This window comes from Desulfonauticus sp., assembly GCF_055126295.1.
Window position 1 is genome coordinate 84,835 of sequence record NZ_JBSRHE010000001.1, and the last position, 17,051, is coordinate 101,885.

Genomic DNA, 17,051 nt, shown 5'->3' on the forward strand with positions numbered 1-17,051 from the left:
CCAGCTAAATTTAACAAATACGGGGCAACTGCTCCCCTTCCAGCATATCCAGAAGTCTATTGCCACCAAGGCCTGTCTTTAAGACCACCTTGCCTGCATACTCTTCTTTTACTTCTCCAATAACAGTAGCATCCTGTCCCAAAGTATCAGCCTTTAAAATTTCCAGAGCCTGTTCTTGATATTTTTGAGGTAAAATCAAAATAAGTTTGCCTTCATTGGCCAAATAAAGAGGATCCAATCCCAAAAAGGAGCACCCTCCTTTTACCTCTTCTCTTATGGGAATACTGTCTTCTTCTATAAAAATACCTACCTGGGACTGACCAGCAATCTCATTTAAAGTAGTAGCTAATCCTCCCCGGGTGGGATCTCTTAATACATGCACTTCTGGAATATTTTTGACCAATTTTTCAATAAGCAAGTTAAGTGGGGCAGAATCACTTTTAATCTCGGTTTCAAAGGAAATACCCTGCCTTTTAGAAAGAATGGTCAAGCCATGATCACCTATAGTTCCACTTACAATCACCACATCCCCAGGTCTAGCCCTACTACCTGCAGGAGCAGGGTCTACCAATACTTCTCCAATACCAGTGGTATTGATAAAAATCTTATCCACAGCCCCTTTGGGCACTACTTTGGTGTCTCCTGTTACTAAAAAGACTTCAGCCTTTTTGGCAGCTTCAGCCATGGACTTCACAATGGTCTCCAGAAGGTCCAATTCCAGACCTTCTTCTAAAATAAAGGCACAACTTAAAAACTTAGGTTTAGCCCCTAGCATGGCCACATCATTAACCGTGCCATGCACAGCCAGAGAACCAATATCTCCTCCAGGGAAAATAATGGGATCTACAGTATAAGAATCAGTACTCATGGCCAGAGGTGGCTTTATCTCCTGTAAAAAAGCAGCATCATCTAACTTATCCAGATAAGGATTGCTAAAGTATTTGACAAAAATATCCTTGATTAAACGCTGGGAAGCCTTACCTCCACTTCCATAATCCAAAAGCAATTTTGACATAACCTATCTCCTAGAATTAGAGAGAATATTTATAATAAGCAGCACAGGAGCCTTCAGTGGAAACCATACAAGGTCCTACTGGATGCTGCGGAGTGCAGACCTTTTTAAACAAAGGACATTCATCAGGACGAATAAGCCCTTTTAAAACCTCCCCACACTTACACCCTTTAAGGGGAGGAACCTCAGGAAACTGCAAATCAAAGACCTGAAAGGCATCAAAGTCTGCATATTTTTCCCTTAATTGAAGGCCACTTTCTGGAATCTCGCCAATACCTCGCCAGAGTGCAGCACAGGGCTGAAACACCTCTGCTAACACCTCTTGAGCCTTTACATTTCCTTCTGTTTTTACCACTCGCTTATAACTATTTATTATCTCAGCCTTACCTTCATTTTTCATCTTAACCAAAAGATAAAGGGCCTGAAGAATATCCAGAGGCTCAAAGCCTCCAATCACTGCTGGTATGGAATATTCCTTAGCCAAAAAAAGATAGGGTTTTACGCCAATAATGGCAGAAACATGCCCAGGTAATAAAAAGCCTTCTACCTTTAACTGGGGATCTACCACCAGCGCCCTTAAGGCCGGGGGGACCAGCTTGTGTAAACAGAGGACAAAAAAGTTTTTCACCTTTTCCTTTTTGGCTATTTTTAAAGTGGCTGCAATAGTAGGTGCTGTGGTTTCAAACCCCACCCCGATAAAAACCACTTTGGCCAGAGGGTTTTCCCTGGCCAGAGTCAAGGCATCAAAGGGCGAATAAACCACTTTTATCTTAGCTCCTTCTGCCTGCAGGTCCTTTAAACTCTTTTTATCCGGGCCTGGCACACGCATTAAATCCCCAAAAGTAGCCAGAATGACATCTTTTTTAGCCAATTCAAAAAACAGAGCCACTTCTTTTTCATGGGTTACACACACCGGGCAACCTGGCCCAGAAACGTGAATGAGGTTTTCTGGAAACAAAGAACGCAATCCAGACTGAAAAATAGCTACAGTGTGCGTGCCACACACTTCCATAAACCTGAAAGGCGCTTTTAGTTCAGCTGTTAGCTCAGCCAAAACTTGCTTACACAGCTTGGCATCCTTAAACTGATTAAGTAAGTTCAATGTTTAACCCCTTTTCAAAAAGTTTTAAGGTTTCCAAAGCTTCTTCTCTATCCAGGCGTCTTATGGCAAAACCCGCATGGACAATGACAAAATCCCCCACTTCTGGCCTTTCATCTATAATATCCAAACGAACCTTATTTTTTACTCCACCCACTTCTACTTCTGCTTCGTCTCCCACTATGGACTTAACCTCCATAGGCACAGCTAAACACATGCTGCCCTCCTCTGAAAAATTTTCCCTTCTTGTTAAAGGGTTCGATTATTGGTGTCAATCTAGAAAACAATTTCTCATCCCCACTTAGTACCCAATATCCTAAATTCCTTGGCTTTTCAAAGGAAAAGTATTTTCAGAGTTTACAGCCAAAAGAAAAAAGTTTAAAGAATAGAAGATTTAATGAGCAAATCAAAAAAAATGCAAACAAAACTTACAGCCTTTACTTACAATCCTCTCTGGCCCATACCCTGCTTTAAGGAATGTGTTTCTCTTTGGAAAGAATATTTAATGCCCAAACACATCCAAAAACACTCCCTCTGGGTGGGAAGTATTGCAGAACAAATCGCCTTTTTGCTCCAAAAAAAAGGCTGGAAACTTAAGCCAGAGCTTTTTTTAGCTGCAGGTCTTTTACATGACCTGGGAAAACACTATACCATTGTCCATGGAGGGGCTCACAGCCAGCTTGGGGCAAGTCTGGTTCTAAACCACTATTTTAATCCAGCTTTGGCCCAGGGCGTGATTCACCATGTGTTCTGGCCAGGAGAAGTGGACTTACAAAAATTTCCCTTACCTTTAATCATTATTTACAGTGATAAAAGGGTAAAACACACCCAAGTGGTCTCCATTGAAACTCGTTTTCAGGATCTTTTTAAGCGTTATGGCACTTCTAAGGAAAAAAGAGCCATGATTCAAAGGTCCAAAGAACAGGCTCTAGCTATTGAAAACCAACTAAACCAAATCTTAGGAGTAGATCTCAATGCGTATCCTTTTAGTTGCCGGCGGTTGGTCTAGCGAAAGAGAAGTCTCCTTGACTGGTGCCCAAAAGATAAAAGAAGCCATGGAAAAACTGGGTTATGAGGCGACTTTATGGGATCTTACTCCAGATTATGATCACTTTCTAAAGCTAGCCAAAGGTCACGATTTTGTATTTTTAAATTTACATGGCCTTCCAGGAGAAGATGGCAGTTTACAGGCCCTACTGGATCACTTTCACATCCCCTACCAGGGATCTGGTCCCTTAGGTTCTTACCTGGCCTTAAACAAGGCCTTAAGCAAGCAAATCTTTAAAAGCCACAATCTCCTAACTCCCCCATGGACCCTGTACAAAACCAGTATGAGTTCTTGCTCCTATCCTGGCCCATTTCCCCTGGTAATAAAGCCCAACCTGGGTGGCTCTAGCATTGACCTGACCATTATTCAGGAGGAAAAAGACTTAAAACAGCTCTCTCTAAATCCAGAAGTGGAGTATTTAATAGAAGAATATGTAGAAGGTATAGAGCTTACCTGTGGAGTATTGGATAAAGAGGCCCTGCCTCCAGTACTCATACGGCCAAAAAAATCATTTTTCTTTGATTACAAGAGCAAATACGAGCAAAATGGAGCTGAAGAAATCTGCCCAGCGCCCATAGAGCCAGAACTAACCCAAAAACTTCAAGAAACAGCCCTGCAGGTTCACAAGCTTTTGGGATTAAAAGATTATAGCCGCACAGACTTTATTTATACTAAAGACAAAAAACTATACATTCTGGAGGTAAATACCTTACCTGGTATGACTCCTACAAGTTTGCTACCCCAGGAAGCCCTGGCCATAGGGCTTGATTTTCCTGACCTGATAAAAAAATTAATAGAATTGGGTTTAAAAAAGAAAAACTAGATTTTATGCCAATAAAAACTACTCCTTTACTGTCCACCTATTTTTTTTTGAGCAACTACCTCTATCCCCTAGCCTTTATTTCTCCCAGAGTGCGTACAGGCTGGAAAGAAAAGTGTCTACAAAAAAAACCCCTGCCTACAGACATCTTAATTCAGGCAGCTTCTGTAGGAGAAAGCAAATTAGCCCTGTTAGTAGCAGAAAAACTTCTCGACCAGTATCCAGGCCTTAAAATCACCATTTCCACCAATACCAAACAGGGAAAAGACATTCTCTCCCAGGCTAACAACTTGCACCAAATAGTCTATTTTCCTTTAGATAGTTCAAAGTGGCAAAAAAAGTTCCTGAAAGCCCTTAAACCCAAATTGGTACTTATTTTGGAAACAGAAATATGGCCCAGCTTTTTTTATCAACTAAAAAAACAAAAAATTCCCTTTGCCATTATCAATGGGCGCATGCGCTCCAAAACCTTTAGTCACTATCTTTTTGCCCAAAAATCCCTGGCTCCCCTTTTTCCAGATCTTATTCTGGCTATTTCTCCTAAAGACAGTTTGCGTTTTAAAACCCTTTTCCCCCAGAGCCAAATTACCACCATACCCAACCTTAAATTTGAGCTTCTGGATTTAAACACAGAGCCTCTGGATTATGTAAAAAATCCCTTATCCCGCTATTTTCCTCCCCAGAAAAATATTTTGGTTTTGGGCTCTGTACGCAAAGAAGAAGAGGAACAAATTTTCTGGCTCATTCAAAACTATCTGCAAGCTGCACCCCAGGCCATAATTGCCCTTTTTCCCAGACACATGGAAAGAATCCCTTACTGGCAAAATAAACTAAAAGACTTTAAATACATCCTTCGCAGCCAACTCACCCGGCAGGTAAAAACAGGAGAAATAATTCTCTGGGATAAAATTGGCGAGCTTGGCTTTGCTTACGCTCTGGCCAAAAGGGCTTTTGTAGGCGGGAGTTTGCAGCCTCTAGGTGGACAAAATTTCCTGGAACCCCTGGCCCAGGGTATAATACCCTTTGTTGGGCCCTATCTGGACAATTTTCTCTGGGTAGGAGAAGAGCTTTTTGCTGCCCAATTAGTTCTCAGGGTCAAAGATGAAAAAGAACTTTTGCAGGCCTTATTAAGGCCTCAAAAAGAAAATAGAAAAAAAATTTATCTTCAAGCCAAAGAAATCCTGGCTTTGCAAAAAGGAGGTCTTAATCTTGTCCTTAAACAACTTGCCCCCCTGTTACGCTTTTATTCCAGCTAGGTACGGCTCTACCCGTTTTCCTGGAAAAGCTTTAGCTGATATCCTGGGCAAGCCCATGTTTTTTCATGTCTACAAGCAGGCTAAAAAATGCCCTCTATTTCAAAATATCATTCTGGCTACCGACCATGAACTCATTGCCCAAAAGGCTCAGGAATTAAATGTTCCTGTAGTTATGACTGCTAACACCCACAAAAGCGGTACAGATAGGATATTAGAAGCAGCTCAGAAGTTAAATATAGATTCTAAATCCATAGTGGTAAATATTCAAGGTGATGAGCCTCTCTTACATCCTGCCATGTTAGAGGAACTGTTGACTCCCTTTAAGAATCCAGAAGTAAATATAACCACTTTGGCCAGAAATATTACCTTGGAAGAAGCCAAAAATCCCAATGTGGTAAAAGTAGTAATAGATAAAAACAACAATGCCCTTTATTTTTCCAGGTCTTTAATTCCCTATCCCAGGGAAGAAAATAAACTTTATCTTGGTCATATAGGACTTTATGCCTATAGATTTGCGTATTTAAAAATTTTTACAAGCTTAAAGCAAAGCTTTCTGGAAAAAGTAGAAGGTTTAGAGCAATTAAGACTATTAGAAAATGGTTATAAAATCTTTGTTCACTTGACCCAGCACTCTTCCTTTGGAGTGGATACTCCAGAAGACTTGCAAAAGGTTATAACCTTAATGAAAACTAACCAAGAAAAAGGAGAATAAACTATGAAGGCCTTATTGGTTCTAGAAGATGGAACTGTTTTTGAAGGAAAATCCTTTACAGGCCAGGGCGAAATAGGAGGAGAAGTAATCTTTAATACTGGCATGACTGGTTATCAGGAGGTACTCACAGATCCCTCCTATCTGGGACAGATCGTCTGTATGACCTATCCCCACATAGGGAACTATGGCGTAAATGAAGAAGATGTGGAATCAGAAAAAATTCAGGTAAATGCCTTTGTAGTTAAAGAATGTGTAAAAAAACCTTCTAACTGGCGTGCAAGTAAAAGTTTACCTCAATACCTAAAAGAACAAAAAGTATTGGGCCTTGAAGGCATAGATACCAGAGCCTTAACCAGACATATTCGAATACATGGTGCTATGCGGGCAATGATTTCTACTGAAGACTTAAATCCCAAAAGCCTCCAGGAAAAGGCGCAAAAACTTCCTCCCATGCAGGGTCAGGCCTTAGCCTATAAGGTCAGTTGTAAACAACCCTACCTCTTTGAAAATAAACCCGTACCTGTTAGCTTTACCCAGTTTAAATGGCAAAACAAGGGCTTACCCTTGGTGGTTTTTGATTTTGGAGTAAAATGGAGCATTTTGCGTTTACTGCAAACCTATGGCTTTGAAGTTCTGGTAGTACCTGCCACCACTACCTTTGAACAGGTTAAACAACTAAATCCCAAAGCGGTCTTCTTATCCAATGGGCCTGGAGATCCAGAACCACTTACAGATATAATTGCTACCACTCAAAAAATAATAGAACACTATCCTACAGCAGGTATCTGTCTTGGTCATCAAATTTTAGGCTTAGCTTTAGGAGGAAAGTGTTATAAATTAAAGTTTGGACATCACGCCTTAAATCATCCAGTAAAAGAATTAGCTACCGGTCATATTGAAATCTCTTCCCAAAACCATGGTTTTTGTGTAGATATAAGTAAATTGGACTTTTTAGAAGTAACCCACATAAATTTAAATGATAACACCTTGGAAGGATTTAAACACAAAAGTAAGCCCATTATGGCAGTACAACATCATCCAGAAGCAGGGCCAGGTCCTCATGACTGCCAGACCTTTTTTGCTCGTTTTTATGATTTAGTAGCAAACCATTAAACAAAGGAAAGAAAAAATGAGTGCCAATTTAACCCAGGCCAGGCGAAAATTAAATTCCATCCACTCTCTTTTAAAACAAAATAAAGTCCTGGCAGCCACCCAGGCCTTTTACGAGGGAGTTTTAACCTTTCTTAAAGAGCCTTTAATGAATAACGAAAAAAAAGAATTGGCAGAACTCATTGAAAAAAATCTTTATTATTTAAACCAAAACCCCAAACTAAGAGAAGTCTATCCTCTTTTAGTGGAATACAAGCCAGGAGAGGAAAAACAACTCCTGGAAAAGTTTAAAGAGATTTTAGAACTACTGCAGGAAGGCATAACAGAAGTAGCCCAAGAACAACTAGCTGCTCTGGAAAGAAAGAAAAAAGAAGAACTGAGCAAAGCTAAAAATTACTTAAAGGAAAAAAAAGTAAAGGAAGCAGAAGGGGTTTATGATGAGTTAATAAAGCAGTTCCAGGAAGATACTCAACTCAAGATAGAAATAAGCGACCAGCTCCTGGAAGCAGAAGCCTATGATTCTTCTTTAAAATATTTAAAAATGGCTTATAGAGAAGACCCCACCTCCATTCATGTCTTTAACCGACTGGGCATTGCTCTGAGAAAACTAAAGCGTTTTGAGGAGGCCAAAAAGGCTTACCACCACGCCTTAAAGCTCAATCCCCAAGATGAATATCTCTACTTTAATCTGGCTAGAGTTTATTTAGATGAAAAGGACCTGGCCAAAGCCAAAGAAATTGTAGAAAAGGCCCTGCAAATCAACCCCAATTTTGATGCTGCAGCTAAGATGCTAAAATTTATCAATAAAAAAATTAAATAAGGAGGAAATAAATGCGCATACTCTTAGTGGGTTCTGGAGGAAGAGAACACGCCCTTGCCTGGAAAATTGCTAAGAGTCCCTTAGTAAAAGAACTATACATTACCCCAGGAAACGGAGGTACAGAAAAACACGGAAAAAATGTACCCATAGAAGCAGATAACATCCCTGAGCTAGTTAAGTTCGCCCAGGAAAAGAAAATTAATTTAGTGGTTGTAGGACCAGAACTACCTTTAGTTCTGGGTCTTAAAAACGCCCTAGAAGAAGTGGGTATAGACTGTTTTGGCCCAGGGGCCTTTGCTGCTCAACTGGAAGGAAGCAAGGCCTTTGCCAAAAAAATTATGCACAAAACCAGTGTCCCTACTGCTGCTTTTGAAGTGTTTGAAGACTACCAAGAAGCTCTTGCTTATATAAAAAACAAATCTTTTCCAGTAGTTATAAAAGCAGATGGCCTGGCTGCAGGTAAAGGAGTGGTTATTGCCCAAAACCTGGAAGAGGCAAACACTACCCTTCAACAAATAATGGAAGAAAAGATTTTTGGAGCTGCTGGTAAAAGAGTAGTTATAGAAGAAGCCCTGCAAGGAGAAGAAGCTTCCTTTTTGGCCTTTTGTGATGGACAAAGGGTTAAGTACCTGCCCTCTTCTCAGGACCATAAGCGCATAGGAGAAAAGGATACTGGCCCCAATACTGGAGGAATGGGTGCCTACTCACCTGCTCCTATTTTACCGGATAAGGACATGCAAAAAGTAGGAGATATGGTGATTAAACCTATTATAGAGCACCTGGCGGAAATTGGTCATCCCTTTAAGGGAATTCTTTATGCAGGACTTATGCTAACTGCTGAAGGTCCCAAAGTCTTAGAATACAATGTACGCTTTGGAGACCCTGAATGCCAGCCTTTATTGATGCGCCTGGAAAACGACCTGGTAGAAGTAATGCTTGCCTGCGTTAAGGGAGAGCTGGATAAAGTAGAACTAAAAATAAATCCCAAAAGCACTCTTTGTGTGGTAATGGCAGCCCAGGGTTATCCTGGAAAGTATCCCAAGGGTATGGAGATAAAGGGCCTGGAAGAAGTGGAAAAAGACCCAGAAGTTATGGTTTTTCACGCTGGAACGACTCAAAAAGATGGTAAATACTACACCTCTGGGGGAAGGGTCTTAGGCGTAACAGCTCTGGGTAAAACCCTGATGGAAGCAAAGGAAAAGGCTTACCAGGCAGTGGATAAAATCTATTTTGACAATATGTGTTATCGCCGAGATATTGGAGATAAAGGAATAGCCAAGCTTTAAGACAAGGCCAAAAGTCTGGGAAAGGCCAGAGCCAAAATGGCCATTCCCAGACTAAGTTTTACCAACAAACCTAAAAACTTACCTAAAACCGCACCCTTGGCAGCCAGCAAGGATTCATCCCAGGATTTACCACTCAACCTTTCAGTAAACAAGCCTCCCAGATAAGCTCCCAGCAAACCACCTATAATGGCACCTAAGCCCAGGAAAAAAGGGGCTCCCAGAATAGCTCCTCCAATGGCCCCAATAATAGCTCCCACATTACCCTTGCCACTAAGGCCGTACTTTTTACCTCCCCAGTACTGTCCCAACCACTCCAGAATTTCTCCGCTTAAGGCCAGAAAAACAAGTCCTAACCACCACATTAAAGAAGCGGAAAAGGAGGCGTTAAAGTAATCAAAAATCCCCAGACTAATTAAAACAAGCCAGTTACCAGGCAGGCTAAAAAAATTAAGAGCCCAAAAAACAATAAGTAAAAACAAAAAAAGATAAATCATTTTAACAGGATTCTACCTCTTTGAAAGAAGAACAAACTTTCACCAACAGATAGACCAAAGGAGTATCCAATAAAGCTATGCCCCATTTAATGATTAACTGCCCAGCAATAATGGGTAAAATGGGCATGCTACCGTAAAAAGCTATGCCTATAAACAAAACTGTATCAATTACCTGAGAGACAATGGTGGAGAGATTATTTCTAAACCAGAGATGTCTTCCCTGAAACCTATCCTTCCAGAAATGAAAGGCCCAAACATCGTGAGCCTGACTTACCAAATAGGCAATAAAAGAAGCTAAAATAATCCTGGGAGTTGAACTCAAAATGGTATTAAAGGCCTGTTCATGAGGCCAAAAGGATGCTGCTGGTAAAAGCAAAGCGCCTTTTATTAAAAGTAAGCTAATTAATACAGAAATAAAACCACCCCAAACCACTCGCTTGGCCACATCCTTCCCCCAGATTTCACTAATCACATCTGTAGCTACAAAGGTAATGGAATAGGCCAGCACACCTGCAGGAACTACCAATCCTCCCAAAAGTACAATCTTGGAGGCCAAAACCTGGGAAATAACCAGACTACCGGTAAAAGCTGAGATGAGTAAGATAAGGGCAAAATTTTTGTTCTCCATCTTTTATTTTACCTCCACTTCCTTACTTGCTTCTTCTACTTCTTGGACAAATTTTTCTCTAGCTTCTCTTAACCTTTGAGCTAGATTGGCGTCTTTTAAAGCCAGAATTTGGGCAGCCAGCCAGGCTGCATTTTTGGCTCCAGCCTTATCAATGGCCACAGTGGCTACAGGAAACCCAGGAGGCATCTGCACAGTGGACAAAAGGGCATCCAGTCCACCTAAGCTGGCATTTATGGGAATACCGATTACAGGTTTTAAAGTCTTGGAAGCCACCACCCCTGCCAGATGGGCAGCCATGCCTGCAGCACAGATAAAAACTTCACATCCCTTTTCTTCCATTTCTTTAATCAAGGTTGCTGTCCTTTCAGGGGTTCTATGGGCAGAAGTAATGGTCATAAAATAATCAATACCCAATTCCTCCAGTACCTGACTACAGGGCTTAACCTTATCCAGGTCTGACTTACTACCCATAAAAATAGCTACCTTTGGCATTAATTCCTCCTTATTTTTACTTGTCTCTCAAATCTATTACCCGCACAGCCTTACCCTGGGATTTGGGCAAGGAATTGTGCTCTACCAACTCTACCCGGGGAGTGATTAAAATTTCTTCTCGCAAACTCTTGGCAATACTTTGTTGTAACTGTTTTAAGACACGCATGTCTTCTACAAAATATTCATCCTTTATCTCCACCTTAATTCGCATCTGGTCCAAATGCCCCTCTTTATAGAGTTCAATTACATAATTTTGTCCCACTTCTTTTCTGGCCATCAAAACCTTTTCTATTTGCATGGGATAAATGTTAACACCCTTTAGGATAATCATATCATCAGCACGGCCAGTAATTCTATCGATTCTTCTATGCTCACGGCCACACAAACACCTGCCAGGCAAGAACCTGGTCAAATCCTTGGTCCTATAACGAATAAGGGGCATACCTTCTCTGGTCAAAGTGGTCATGACCAATTCTCCCACTTCTCCTTCTACCACTGGCTCCAGGGTAGTGGGATTTAGAATTTCAGCCAGATAAGCATCTTCCCAAAGGTGCATACCCTCCTGATATACACACTCAAAGGCCACTCCAGGACCATTCATCTCTGAAAGTCCATAGGAATTATAGGCCTTTACTCCGTAAATTTCTTCGATTCTCTTTCTGGCCTCTTCTGTATGTGGCTCTGCTCCAATGAGAAAAATTCGCAAGTTTAACGACCTGGGGTCAATTCCCAATTCTGCAAACACAGTGCTTAAATGCAGGGCATAAGAAGGAATAATGTGCACCACACTTACTTTAAAATCCTGCAACAATTTTATCTGGCGTTTACTATTACCAGCTCCAGCTGGAATGGTTAAACACTTTAACCGTTCTGCTCCGTAATGAATGCCCAGGCCACCTGTAAAAAGGCCATAACCACTCATATTTTGAAATACATCTTCCTTACTTACCCCTACCATATAAAGACACCTGGCCATAAGCTCTGCCCAGGTGTTTAAATCATTTTCTGTATATAAAATGGCAGTAGGAGCACCTGTAGTGCCAGAAGAAGCATGCAAGCGAACCATTTCTGAAACAGGCCTGGTTAGGAAACCCAGAGGGTAATGTTCTCGCAAATCTTCTTTAGTGGTAAAGGGAAGCTTGCTTACCTCACTTAATTCTTTAATATCCTCTGGTTCAATTCCCTTTAGTTTCCTGGAATAAAAAGGAGATTTTTTGGCTTCCTCTATGACCTTGCGAAGCCTGATTAGCTGTAAGGACTCTATCTCCTCCCTAGACAAACGCTCCTCTGGATGCAAAAAATCCATTTTCCCTCCCCCTTATATCTATTTGGAAAATGAAAAAGTTCTTTTAACCTTCAGAAGGTGCTGGGATATCTGATAGGTTTTCAAAAGCAGTATAACGCCCCAAATAGGCCAGCTCTACCACGCCAATGGGACCGTTTCTCTGCTTGCCAATAATAATCTCAGCAATGCCTTTTTTAGGATTGTCTTCTTTTTTGTTGTAAACCTCATCTCTATACAAAAAGATAATCAGGTCTGCATCCTGCTCTATAGCTCCAGATTCTCGCAAATCCGACAGTTTAGGCCTTTTGTCTGTACGCTCTTCCACCTTGCGGTTAAGCTGGGATAAAGCTACCACTGGCACTTCCAATTCCTTGGCCAGGGCCTTTAAAGACCTGGAAATCTCTGAAATTTCCTGCTCTCTGGAATCAATGGTCCTACTGGCCTTCATCAGTTGCAAGTAGTCCACTATCACCAGGCCTAAGCCCTGTTCAGCCTTTAGCCTTCTACTTCTAGCCCTAATTTCAATGGTACTAAGGGCTGGAGTATCGTCTATAAAAATAGGGGCCTGGGATAAGGCCGAAGCAGCATCTGTAAGTTTAATAAAATCCTCATCACTGACAAAACCAGTGCGTAAATTTTTCAAGTCCACCTTTCCCCAAGAACAAAGCATTCTCATCATCAATTGTTCTTTGGACATTTCCAGGGAAAATATGGCCACAGGAGTTTCGGTCTGGACTGCAGCTCGCATGGCCACATTTAAGGCAAAGGCAGTTTTCCCCATACTGGGCCTACCAGCAATAATAATCAGGTCTGTGGGCTGAAACCCTGCTGTCAGCTCATCCAGTTTATAATAACCAGTGGGAACGCCTGTAACTATTTCTTTTCTTTCAATTCGCTGTTGAAGTTCTTCAAAAACCTTGGAGCTTAACTCCTTACTGGAAACAAAAACAGGTTTTATGGAGCTTTCAGCCAGACTAAAAATTTTTCGCTCTGAATCATCTACAATTTCTTTAATATCCCTGCTTTCCTCAAACCCATCTGTGATAAGCTCTGTACCTGTTTCAATAAGCCTTCTTCTGGTGGACTTTTCCTTTACAATTTCCGCATAATATAAGGCATTGGCACTGGTAGCCACTGCTTCGGGCAAACTGGCCAGATAAAGAGGCCCACCCACTTCTTCCAATTTATTCTGTTTTTCCAGTTCGCTGGTAACAGTAAGCAAATCTATGGGCTTATTTTGACGATGCAGTTCCAAAAAAGTGGAAAAGATAAGTTTATGCTGGGGATAATAAAAATCTTCCGGGACCAGTAAATCTACAATGGAAAAAAAAAGACTGGCAGATAAAAAAACCCCCCCCAGGACTGCTTTTTCCGCTTCTAAACTGTGGGGGGGGACTCTTCCTAATACTTCCTGGGGGGAAGCAAGATCTCCCCCCTTTTTTTTACTTTTAGCCCTGTTCCTGGGCTTCTTCGCTTCCATGCTTAATAACTTTTACCTTTAAGGTAGCGCGCACATCTGGATGTAATTTTACTTCCAGTTCGTACTCACCCAAAGCTCGAATAGGCTCAGGAATAACTATCTTGCGCTTGTCAATTTCATAACCCAACTCTTGAACCTTATCCGCAATATTGGCAGCAGTAACAGCACCGTAAAGTTTGTCTCCTTCACCCACTCTTACTTCCAATACCACTTCCAGCTCTTCCAATTTTTCCTTTAATTCCTGAGCAGCAAAACGGATAGCATCCATTTTTTCCTGCAATTTTTTCTTTTCTCTTTCAAAAAGCTTCAAGTTCTTTTCTGTGGCCAGCATGGCCAAACCCTTGGGAAGAAGATAATTCCTGGCATACCCAGGCTTTACCTCTACTACATCTCCCAAACGTCCCAAATTTTCTATATCTGCACGAAGTACAACTTGCATGGTTCCTCTCCTTAAATACTCATGGTCTTCTTTTTCACTTCAGTGCTGTGAACAGTAGTGTAATACATCAAAGCCATCTGCCTAGCTCTTTTAATTGCTCTGGTTAAAGCTCTTTGGTGTTTGGCGCAGGTACCAGTAATTCTGCGGCCAATAATCTTGCCTCTTTCAGTTACAAATTGTTGCAAAATATCAGGACGCTTATAATCCAGGACCAAAGTCTCATCTGCACAAAAACGGCAGTATTTCTTACGGGGGATAAATTTACGCACTCTATTATTACTCATTTACTTCCTCCTTCTTGGCCTCAAAAACATCCTCCAATTTAACAGTTACAAACCTGAAAACATCTTCCATTAAACGCAAGTTCCTTTCCAGCTCTGCAACATGTTGAGGGGGAAGACCATATTCCAAACGTACATAATATCCTCTGGTTTGCTTTTTTACAGGATAAGCAAGCTCTCTCATCCCCCAATCATCTACCAAAGCCAATTCTCCACCATCTCTTTTGATGATTTCAGCGATTTTGTCCACCAACCCCTGCTTTTCTTCTGCAGAAAGCTCTGGACTGAGCAAAATCAAAGTCTCATACTTTCTCAACATACAACCTCCTTTTGGACTTTTGGCCCCTGCCTGCTCTAAAAACAGGTGAAGCAAGGAAACAAAACTACTTAGAAAGAAAATTTTGCTCTGTCAAGCAACTCCTTTTCCCTTAATTTTTCCTTAAAAGACAAAAAAGATTTTTTTGAGTGAAGGTAGCTAACTTTCCTATCATTAGTATCCTCTTGACCTATTTTTGAAATTTTTTAGTTAATGGAAAAATGCCTATCTTTTAGCTCTGATACCTCCAAGCATTTACCTGGCTTTAAATTTATATTCTTCATCGCCAATCACCTCTTTGGTGTATTTTACTTTTCTTCTATTTTTTCTTTTAACTACTTAATTACAAAAATTTAGAGATAACTTGTCAGTACCTTCTTAAAAATAAAACTTACCACAAAGAAGATAACATCTTTTGTTTTCTTTAAACTTTATTTTTCACAATCTCTTTCCAGTTTTCTATCAAATGTCAAAATTATTCCCTTCTTTTGCTTAGACTTCAAGCACAAAACCCAATCAAGCAAGCTTACCCCAGAATTATTTAAAACATAATCAATTGCATTTAACAATATTTCCTTTTCTTTACCAATAAACCCCTTATACAGTAATAATTTCTTTAAGCTAATCAATGCTTCTTTTTTGGGTACCTTGTAAAAATTAACCAATACATAGTAAGCTTCCAGCAAAACTTCTGACAAAATGTATCCACTAACCTTTCCTGTTTTTAATAACGAAAAAGTTTCTTTAAGCTTATGGAATTGTTCAGGTTTATCTTTTAGTAAATACCTTAAAATAACATTGGTATCAAGAAAAACAACTTTGCTCATATATACTTTTCTCCTCTTTTTTCCCAGGAAATTTGCCTTTCCTGTTCAAAAGATACCCCCTTTTTAGCATATTTAGAAAGTGACCCCGCCACATCCTCGATAGGTTCAATCTTGATTACATTATCTTCAACTTTAAACTTTATAATATCAGTGCCAAGTAAGTCCCTTATTTTTTTAGGAATTGTTACTTGACCTTTACTACTTATTTTACCAATTACTTCTATGTTCATACCAAGCCTCCATTACTATGCTTTACTTAAAAACATAAACTTTACTTAGCAAAGAGTCAATATTAGCATAATTCATCCTGAAAACCTCTATCACCTTTCTTATTACCTTACCGTTCTTTAAAAAAATAGGGCAAAAAAAATACTAAAAATAGCTTAAACACTTGCCAACCAGGACAACTAGTTAAAAATGAAGCAAGCAATTAAAATCCTTTGCTTGACCAGGTCTTGGGCTAGGTGTATACATCCAGTTCTAAATGGCTTACAATCCAAGGAGGAAAATATGTTTGGTATAGGCATCCCAGAACTTATTATTATTTTGGTCATCGTGCTCATTATCTTTGGAGCGAATAAACTACCTGAAATAGGCGCGGGTATGGGTAAGGCTATCAAAAACTTTAAAAAGGCCACTTCTGAGCCAGATGAAATTGAAGTTTCTCCAGAAAAAGAAAAAGTAAGCTCTAGTGAAAGCAAAGAAAAAGAAAGTAGTAAATAATATATCCCTCTTATTGACCAATTAGGGTTTCTCTATCTATTTTAGAGAAACCCTTTTCTTTACTTTTTCCTGACTTTTCTATTAACCTAAAACACATGGTTTTAAAATTTAATCATAAAAACAAAGGAAATCTATTTTTAAAACCTATAGAGCTGGTCAAACTCTTTTTATTTTTAGGTTTATTCTTTTTATTAGCTTACTTTAGTTTAAACAATCTCACTTATCACTGGCAGTGGTATAGAATTCCTCAGTTCTTTGGAACTTTTGAAGCTGGCGATTTTATTCCCGGCCCTTTTCTAAAGGGGCTGGTAGTTACTTTAAAGATTACCTTGCTCAGTCTTATTTTTACCCTTTTCTTTGGTTTTTGTACTGCTTTTTTACGCCTTTCTTCCTCCTTTACAGCCAATTTTATTGCCAAAGTGTACCTGGAGAGTATTCGCAATACTCCTTTACTTATTCAAATACTTTTTAATTACTTTGTCCTGGCTCCTATTTTTGAACTTTCAGCCTTTACAGTAGCAGTGCTTTCTTTAAGCCTTTTTGAAGGAGCTTATGCCTCAGAAATTATTAGGGCTGCCATTTTGTCTGTCCCCAAAGAACAATGGGAAGCCGCCTTAAGCACCGGGCTCAATACCAGGCAAGCCTATCTTTATGTTATTTTTCCCCAAAGTCTTTTGCTTCTAATCCCACCTCTTACCAGTCAAATAGTTTCCCTTTTAAAGGATTCTTCCTTGGTAAGCGTGATTGCCCTTTATGATTTAACCATGCAGGGGCAGGTAGTTGTTTCCAACACCTTTTTGACCTTTGAAGTCTGGTTTACTATAGCCGGGATATATTTAACTTTGGCCCTGGCTATTGTTTTTGTAGTGCACATCCTGGAAAAAAAACAAACTAAATTTAAACTTAGCTTAGACAGGAGGTAA

Annotated in this window: 22 protein-coding genes; 9 read left to right on the plus strand and 13 right to left on the minus strand. The window is 40.1% G+C overall.

Annotation, left to right across the window (positions count from 1 at the left end; all coding sequences use genetic code 11):
* Positions 1 to 10 precede the first annotated feature (10 nt).
* The 3 genes from hypE to ACTCIM_RS00400 are packed head-to-tail and all read right to left on the minus strand — an operon-like array spanning position 11 to position 2,328.
* The gene (hypE, locus tag ACTCIM_RS00390; protein ID WP_472313231.1) at positions 11 to 1,015 is read right to left on the minus strand and encodes a hydrogenase expression/formation protein HypE; all 1,005 of its coding nucleotides are present in this window, start codon (positions 1,013 to 1,015) and stop codon (positions 11 to 13) included.
* Positions 1,016 to 1,031: 16 nt separating this feature from the next.
* Positions 1,032 to 2,114 (minus strand): hydrogenase formation protein HypD, encoded by a 1,083-nt coding sequence (gene hypD / locus ACTCIM_RS00395; RefSeq protein WP_464279724.1) that lies wholly within the window; start codon positions 2,112 to 2,114, stop codon positions 1,032 to 1,034.
* Complete coding sequence (locus tag ACTCIM_RS00400; protein ID WP_029967007.1) at positions 2,101 to 2,328, minus strand: HypC/HybG/HupF family hydrogenase formation chaperone; 228 nt, start codon at positions 2,326 to 2,328, stop codon at positions 2,101 to 2,103. Before ACTCIM_RS00400 ends, hypD begins: the two co-directional genes overlap by 14 nt.
* A 180-nt stretch (positions 2,329 to 2,508) precedes the next feature.
* On the opposite strand from ACTCIM_RS00400, the gene ACTCIM_RS00405 reads away from it, so the two are divergent.
* Genes ACTCIM_RS00405 through purD form a run of 7 tightly spaced genes read left to right on the plus strand, consistent with a single transcriptional unit; the run spans position 2,509 to position 9,163 of the window.
* The gene (locus ACTCIM_RS00405) at positions 2,509 to 3,120 is read left to right on the plus strand and encodes an HD domain-containing protein (RefSeq protein ID WP_472313233.1); all 612 of its coding nucleotides are present in this window, start codon (positions 2,509 to 2,511) and stop codon (positions 3,118 to 3,120) included.
* A complete protein-coding gene (locus ACTCIM_RS00410; protein WP_464279723.1) occupies positions 3,086 to 3,982 on the plus strand; it encodes a D-alanine--D-alanine ligase family protein in 897 nt (298 codons plus the stop codon). The genes ACTCIM_RS00405 and ACTCIM_RS00410 overlap by 35 nt, the downstream gene beginning before the upstream one ends.
* Before the next feature lie 5 nt (positions 3,983 to 3,987).
* Entirely contained in the window at positions 3,988 to 5,235 is a 1,248-nt protein-coding gene (locus ACTCIM_RS00415) for a 3-deoxy-D-manno-octulosonic acid transferase (protein WP_472313234.1), read from the plus strand.
* On the plus strand, positions 5,189 to 5,947 hold the full coding sequence (gene kdsB, locus ACTCIM_RS00420; RefSeq protein WP_472313235.1) for a 3-deoxy-manno-octulosonate cytidylyltransferase: 759 nt from the start codon (positions 5,189 to 5,191) through the stop codon (positions 5,945 to 5,947). The genes ACTCIM_RS00415 and kdsB overlap by 47 nt, the downstream gene beginning before the upstream one ends.
* Before the next feature lie 3 nt (positions 5,948 to 5,950).
* Entirely contained in the window at positions 5,951 to 7,060 is a 1,110-nt protein-coding gene (gene carA / locus ACTCIM_RS00425; RefSeq protein ID WP_464279720.1) for a glutamine-hydrolyzing carbamoyl-phosphate synthase small subunit, read from the plus strand.
* Positions 7,061 to 7,076: 16 nt separating this feature from the next.
* Positions 7,077 to 7,877 carry a tetratricopeptide repeat protein gene (locus ACTCIM_RS00430; RefSeq protein ID WP_472313237.1) on the plus strand — a complete coding sequence of 267 codons (801 nt, stop codon included), beginning with the start codon at positions 7,077 to 7,079 and terminating at the stop codon, positions 7,875 to 7,877.
* A gap of 11 nt (positions 7,878 to 7,888) precedes the next feature.
* Complete coding sequence (gene purD / locus ACTCIM_RS00435; protein ID WP_472313238.1) at positions 7,889 to 9,163, plus strand: phosphoribosylamine--glycine ligase; 1,275 nt, start codon at positions 7,889 to 7,891, stop codon at positions 9,161 to 9,163.
* Here the strand turns inward: purD and ACTCIM_RS00440 are convergent.
* From ACTCIM_RS00440 to ACTCIM_RS00485, 10 genes are all read right to left on the minus strand, one after another.
* Positions 9,160 to 9,657: a DUF456 domain-containing protein gene (locus tag ACTCIM_RS00440; protein WP_472313239.1), complete on the minus strand. Its 498-nt coding sequence runs from the start codon at positions 9,655 to 9,657 to the stop codon at positions 9,160 to 9,162. The two genes, purD and ACTCIM_RS00440, sit on opposite strands and share 4 nt — an antisense overlap.
* 1 nt (position 9,658) lies before the next feature.
* On the minus strand, positions 9,659 to 10,285 hold the full coding sequence (locus ACTCIM_RS00445) for a queuosine precursor transporter (RefSeq protein WP_472313241.1): 627 nt from the start codon (positions 10,283 to 10,285) through the stop codon (positions 9,659 to 9,661).
* A gap of 3 nt (positions 10,286 to 10,288) precedes the next feature.
* The gene (gene purE / locus ACTCIM_RS00450) at positions 10,289 to 10,777 is read right to left on the minus strand and encodes a 5-(carboxyamino)imidazole ribonucleotide mutase (RefSeq protein ID WP_464279714.1); all 489 of its coding nucleotides are present in this window, start codon (positions 10,775 to 10,777) and stop codon (positions 10,289 to 10,291) included.
* A gap of 16 nt (positions 10,778 to 10,793) precedes the next feature.
* A complete protein-coding gene (locus tag ACTCIM_RS00455) occupies positions 10,794 to 12,083 on the minus strand; it encodes a phenylacetate--CoA ligase family protein (protein ID WP_464279713.1) in 1,290 nt (429 codons plus the stop codon).
* 43 nt (positions 12,084 to 12,126) lie between these two features.
* A complete protein-coding gene (gene dnaB, locus ACTCIM_RS00460) occupies positions 12,127 to 13,542 on the minus strand; it encodes a replicative DNA helicase (protein WP_472313242.1) in 1,416 nt (471 codons plus the stop codon).
* A complete protein-coding gene (gene rplI, locus ACTCIM_RS00465; RefSeq protein ID WP_035260109.1) occupies positions 13,511 to 13,981 on the minus strand; it encodes a 50S ribosomal protein L9 in 471 nt (156 codons plus the stop codon). Before rplI ends, dnaB begins: the two co-directional genes overlap by 32 nt.
* 11 nt (positions 13,982 to 13,992) lie before the next feature.
* Positions 13,993 to 14,265 (minus strand): 30S ribosomal protein S18, encoded by a 273-nt coding sequence (gene rpsR, locus ACTCIM_RS00470; protein ID WP_464279712.1) that lies wholly within the window; start codon positions 14,263 to 14,265, stop codon positions 13,993 to 13,995.
* Positions 14,258 to 14,581, minus strand: coding sequence for a 30S ribosomal protein S6 (gene rpsF / locus ACTCIM_RS00475; RefSeq protein WP_035260106.1), 324 nt, complete (start codon positions 14,579 to 14,581; stop codon positions 14,258 to 14,260). Before rpsF ends, rpsR begins: the two co-directional genes overlap by 8 nt.
* Positions 14,582 to 15,009: 428 nt before the next feature.
* Positions 15,010 to 15,405 (minus strand): PIN domain-containing protein, encoded by a 396-nt coding sequence (locus ACTCIM_RS00480; RefSeq protein ID WP_464279711.1) that lies wholly within the window; start codon positions 15,403 to 15,405, stop codon positions 15,010 to 15,012.
* Positions 15,402 to 15,635, minus strand: coding sequence for an AbrB/MazE/SpoVT family DNA-binding domain-containing protein (locus ACTCIM_RS00485; protein WP_472313243.1), 234 nt, complete (start codon positions 15,633 to 15,635; stop codon positions 15,402 to 15,404). Before ACTCIM_RS00485 ends, ACTCIM_RS00480 begins: the two co-directional genes overlap by 4 nt.
* Positions 15,636 to 15,915: 280 nt before the next feature.
* Between ACTCIM_RS00485 and ACTCIM_RS00490 the strand changes: the two genes are divergently transcribed.
* Positions 15,916 to 16,128: a twin-arginine translocase TatA/TatE family subunit gene (locus tag ACTCIM_RS00490; RefSeq protein ID WP_472313245.1), complete on the plus strand. Its 213-nt coding sequence runs from the start codon at positions 15,916 to 15,918 to the stop codon at positions 16,126 to 16,128.
* Between the two features lie 95 nt (positions 16,129 to 16,223).
* Positions 16,224 to 17,051 (plus strand): ABC transporter permease subunit, encoded by an 828-nt coding sequence (locus ACTCIM_RS00495; RefSeq protein WP_035260097.1) that lies wholly within the window; start codon positions 16,224 to 16,226, stop codon positions 17,049 to 17,051.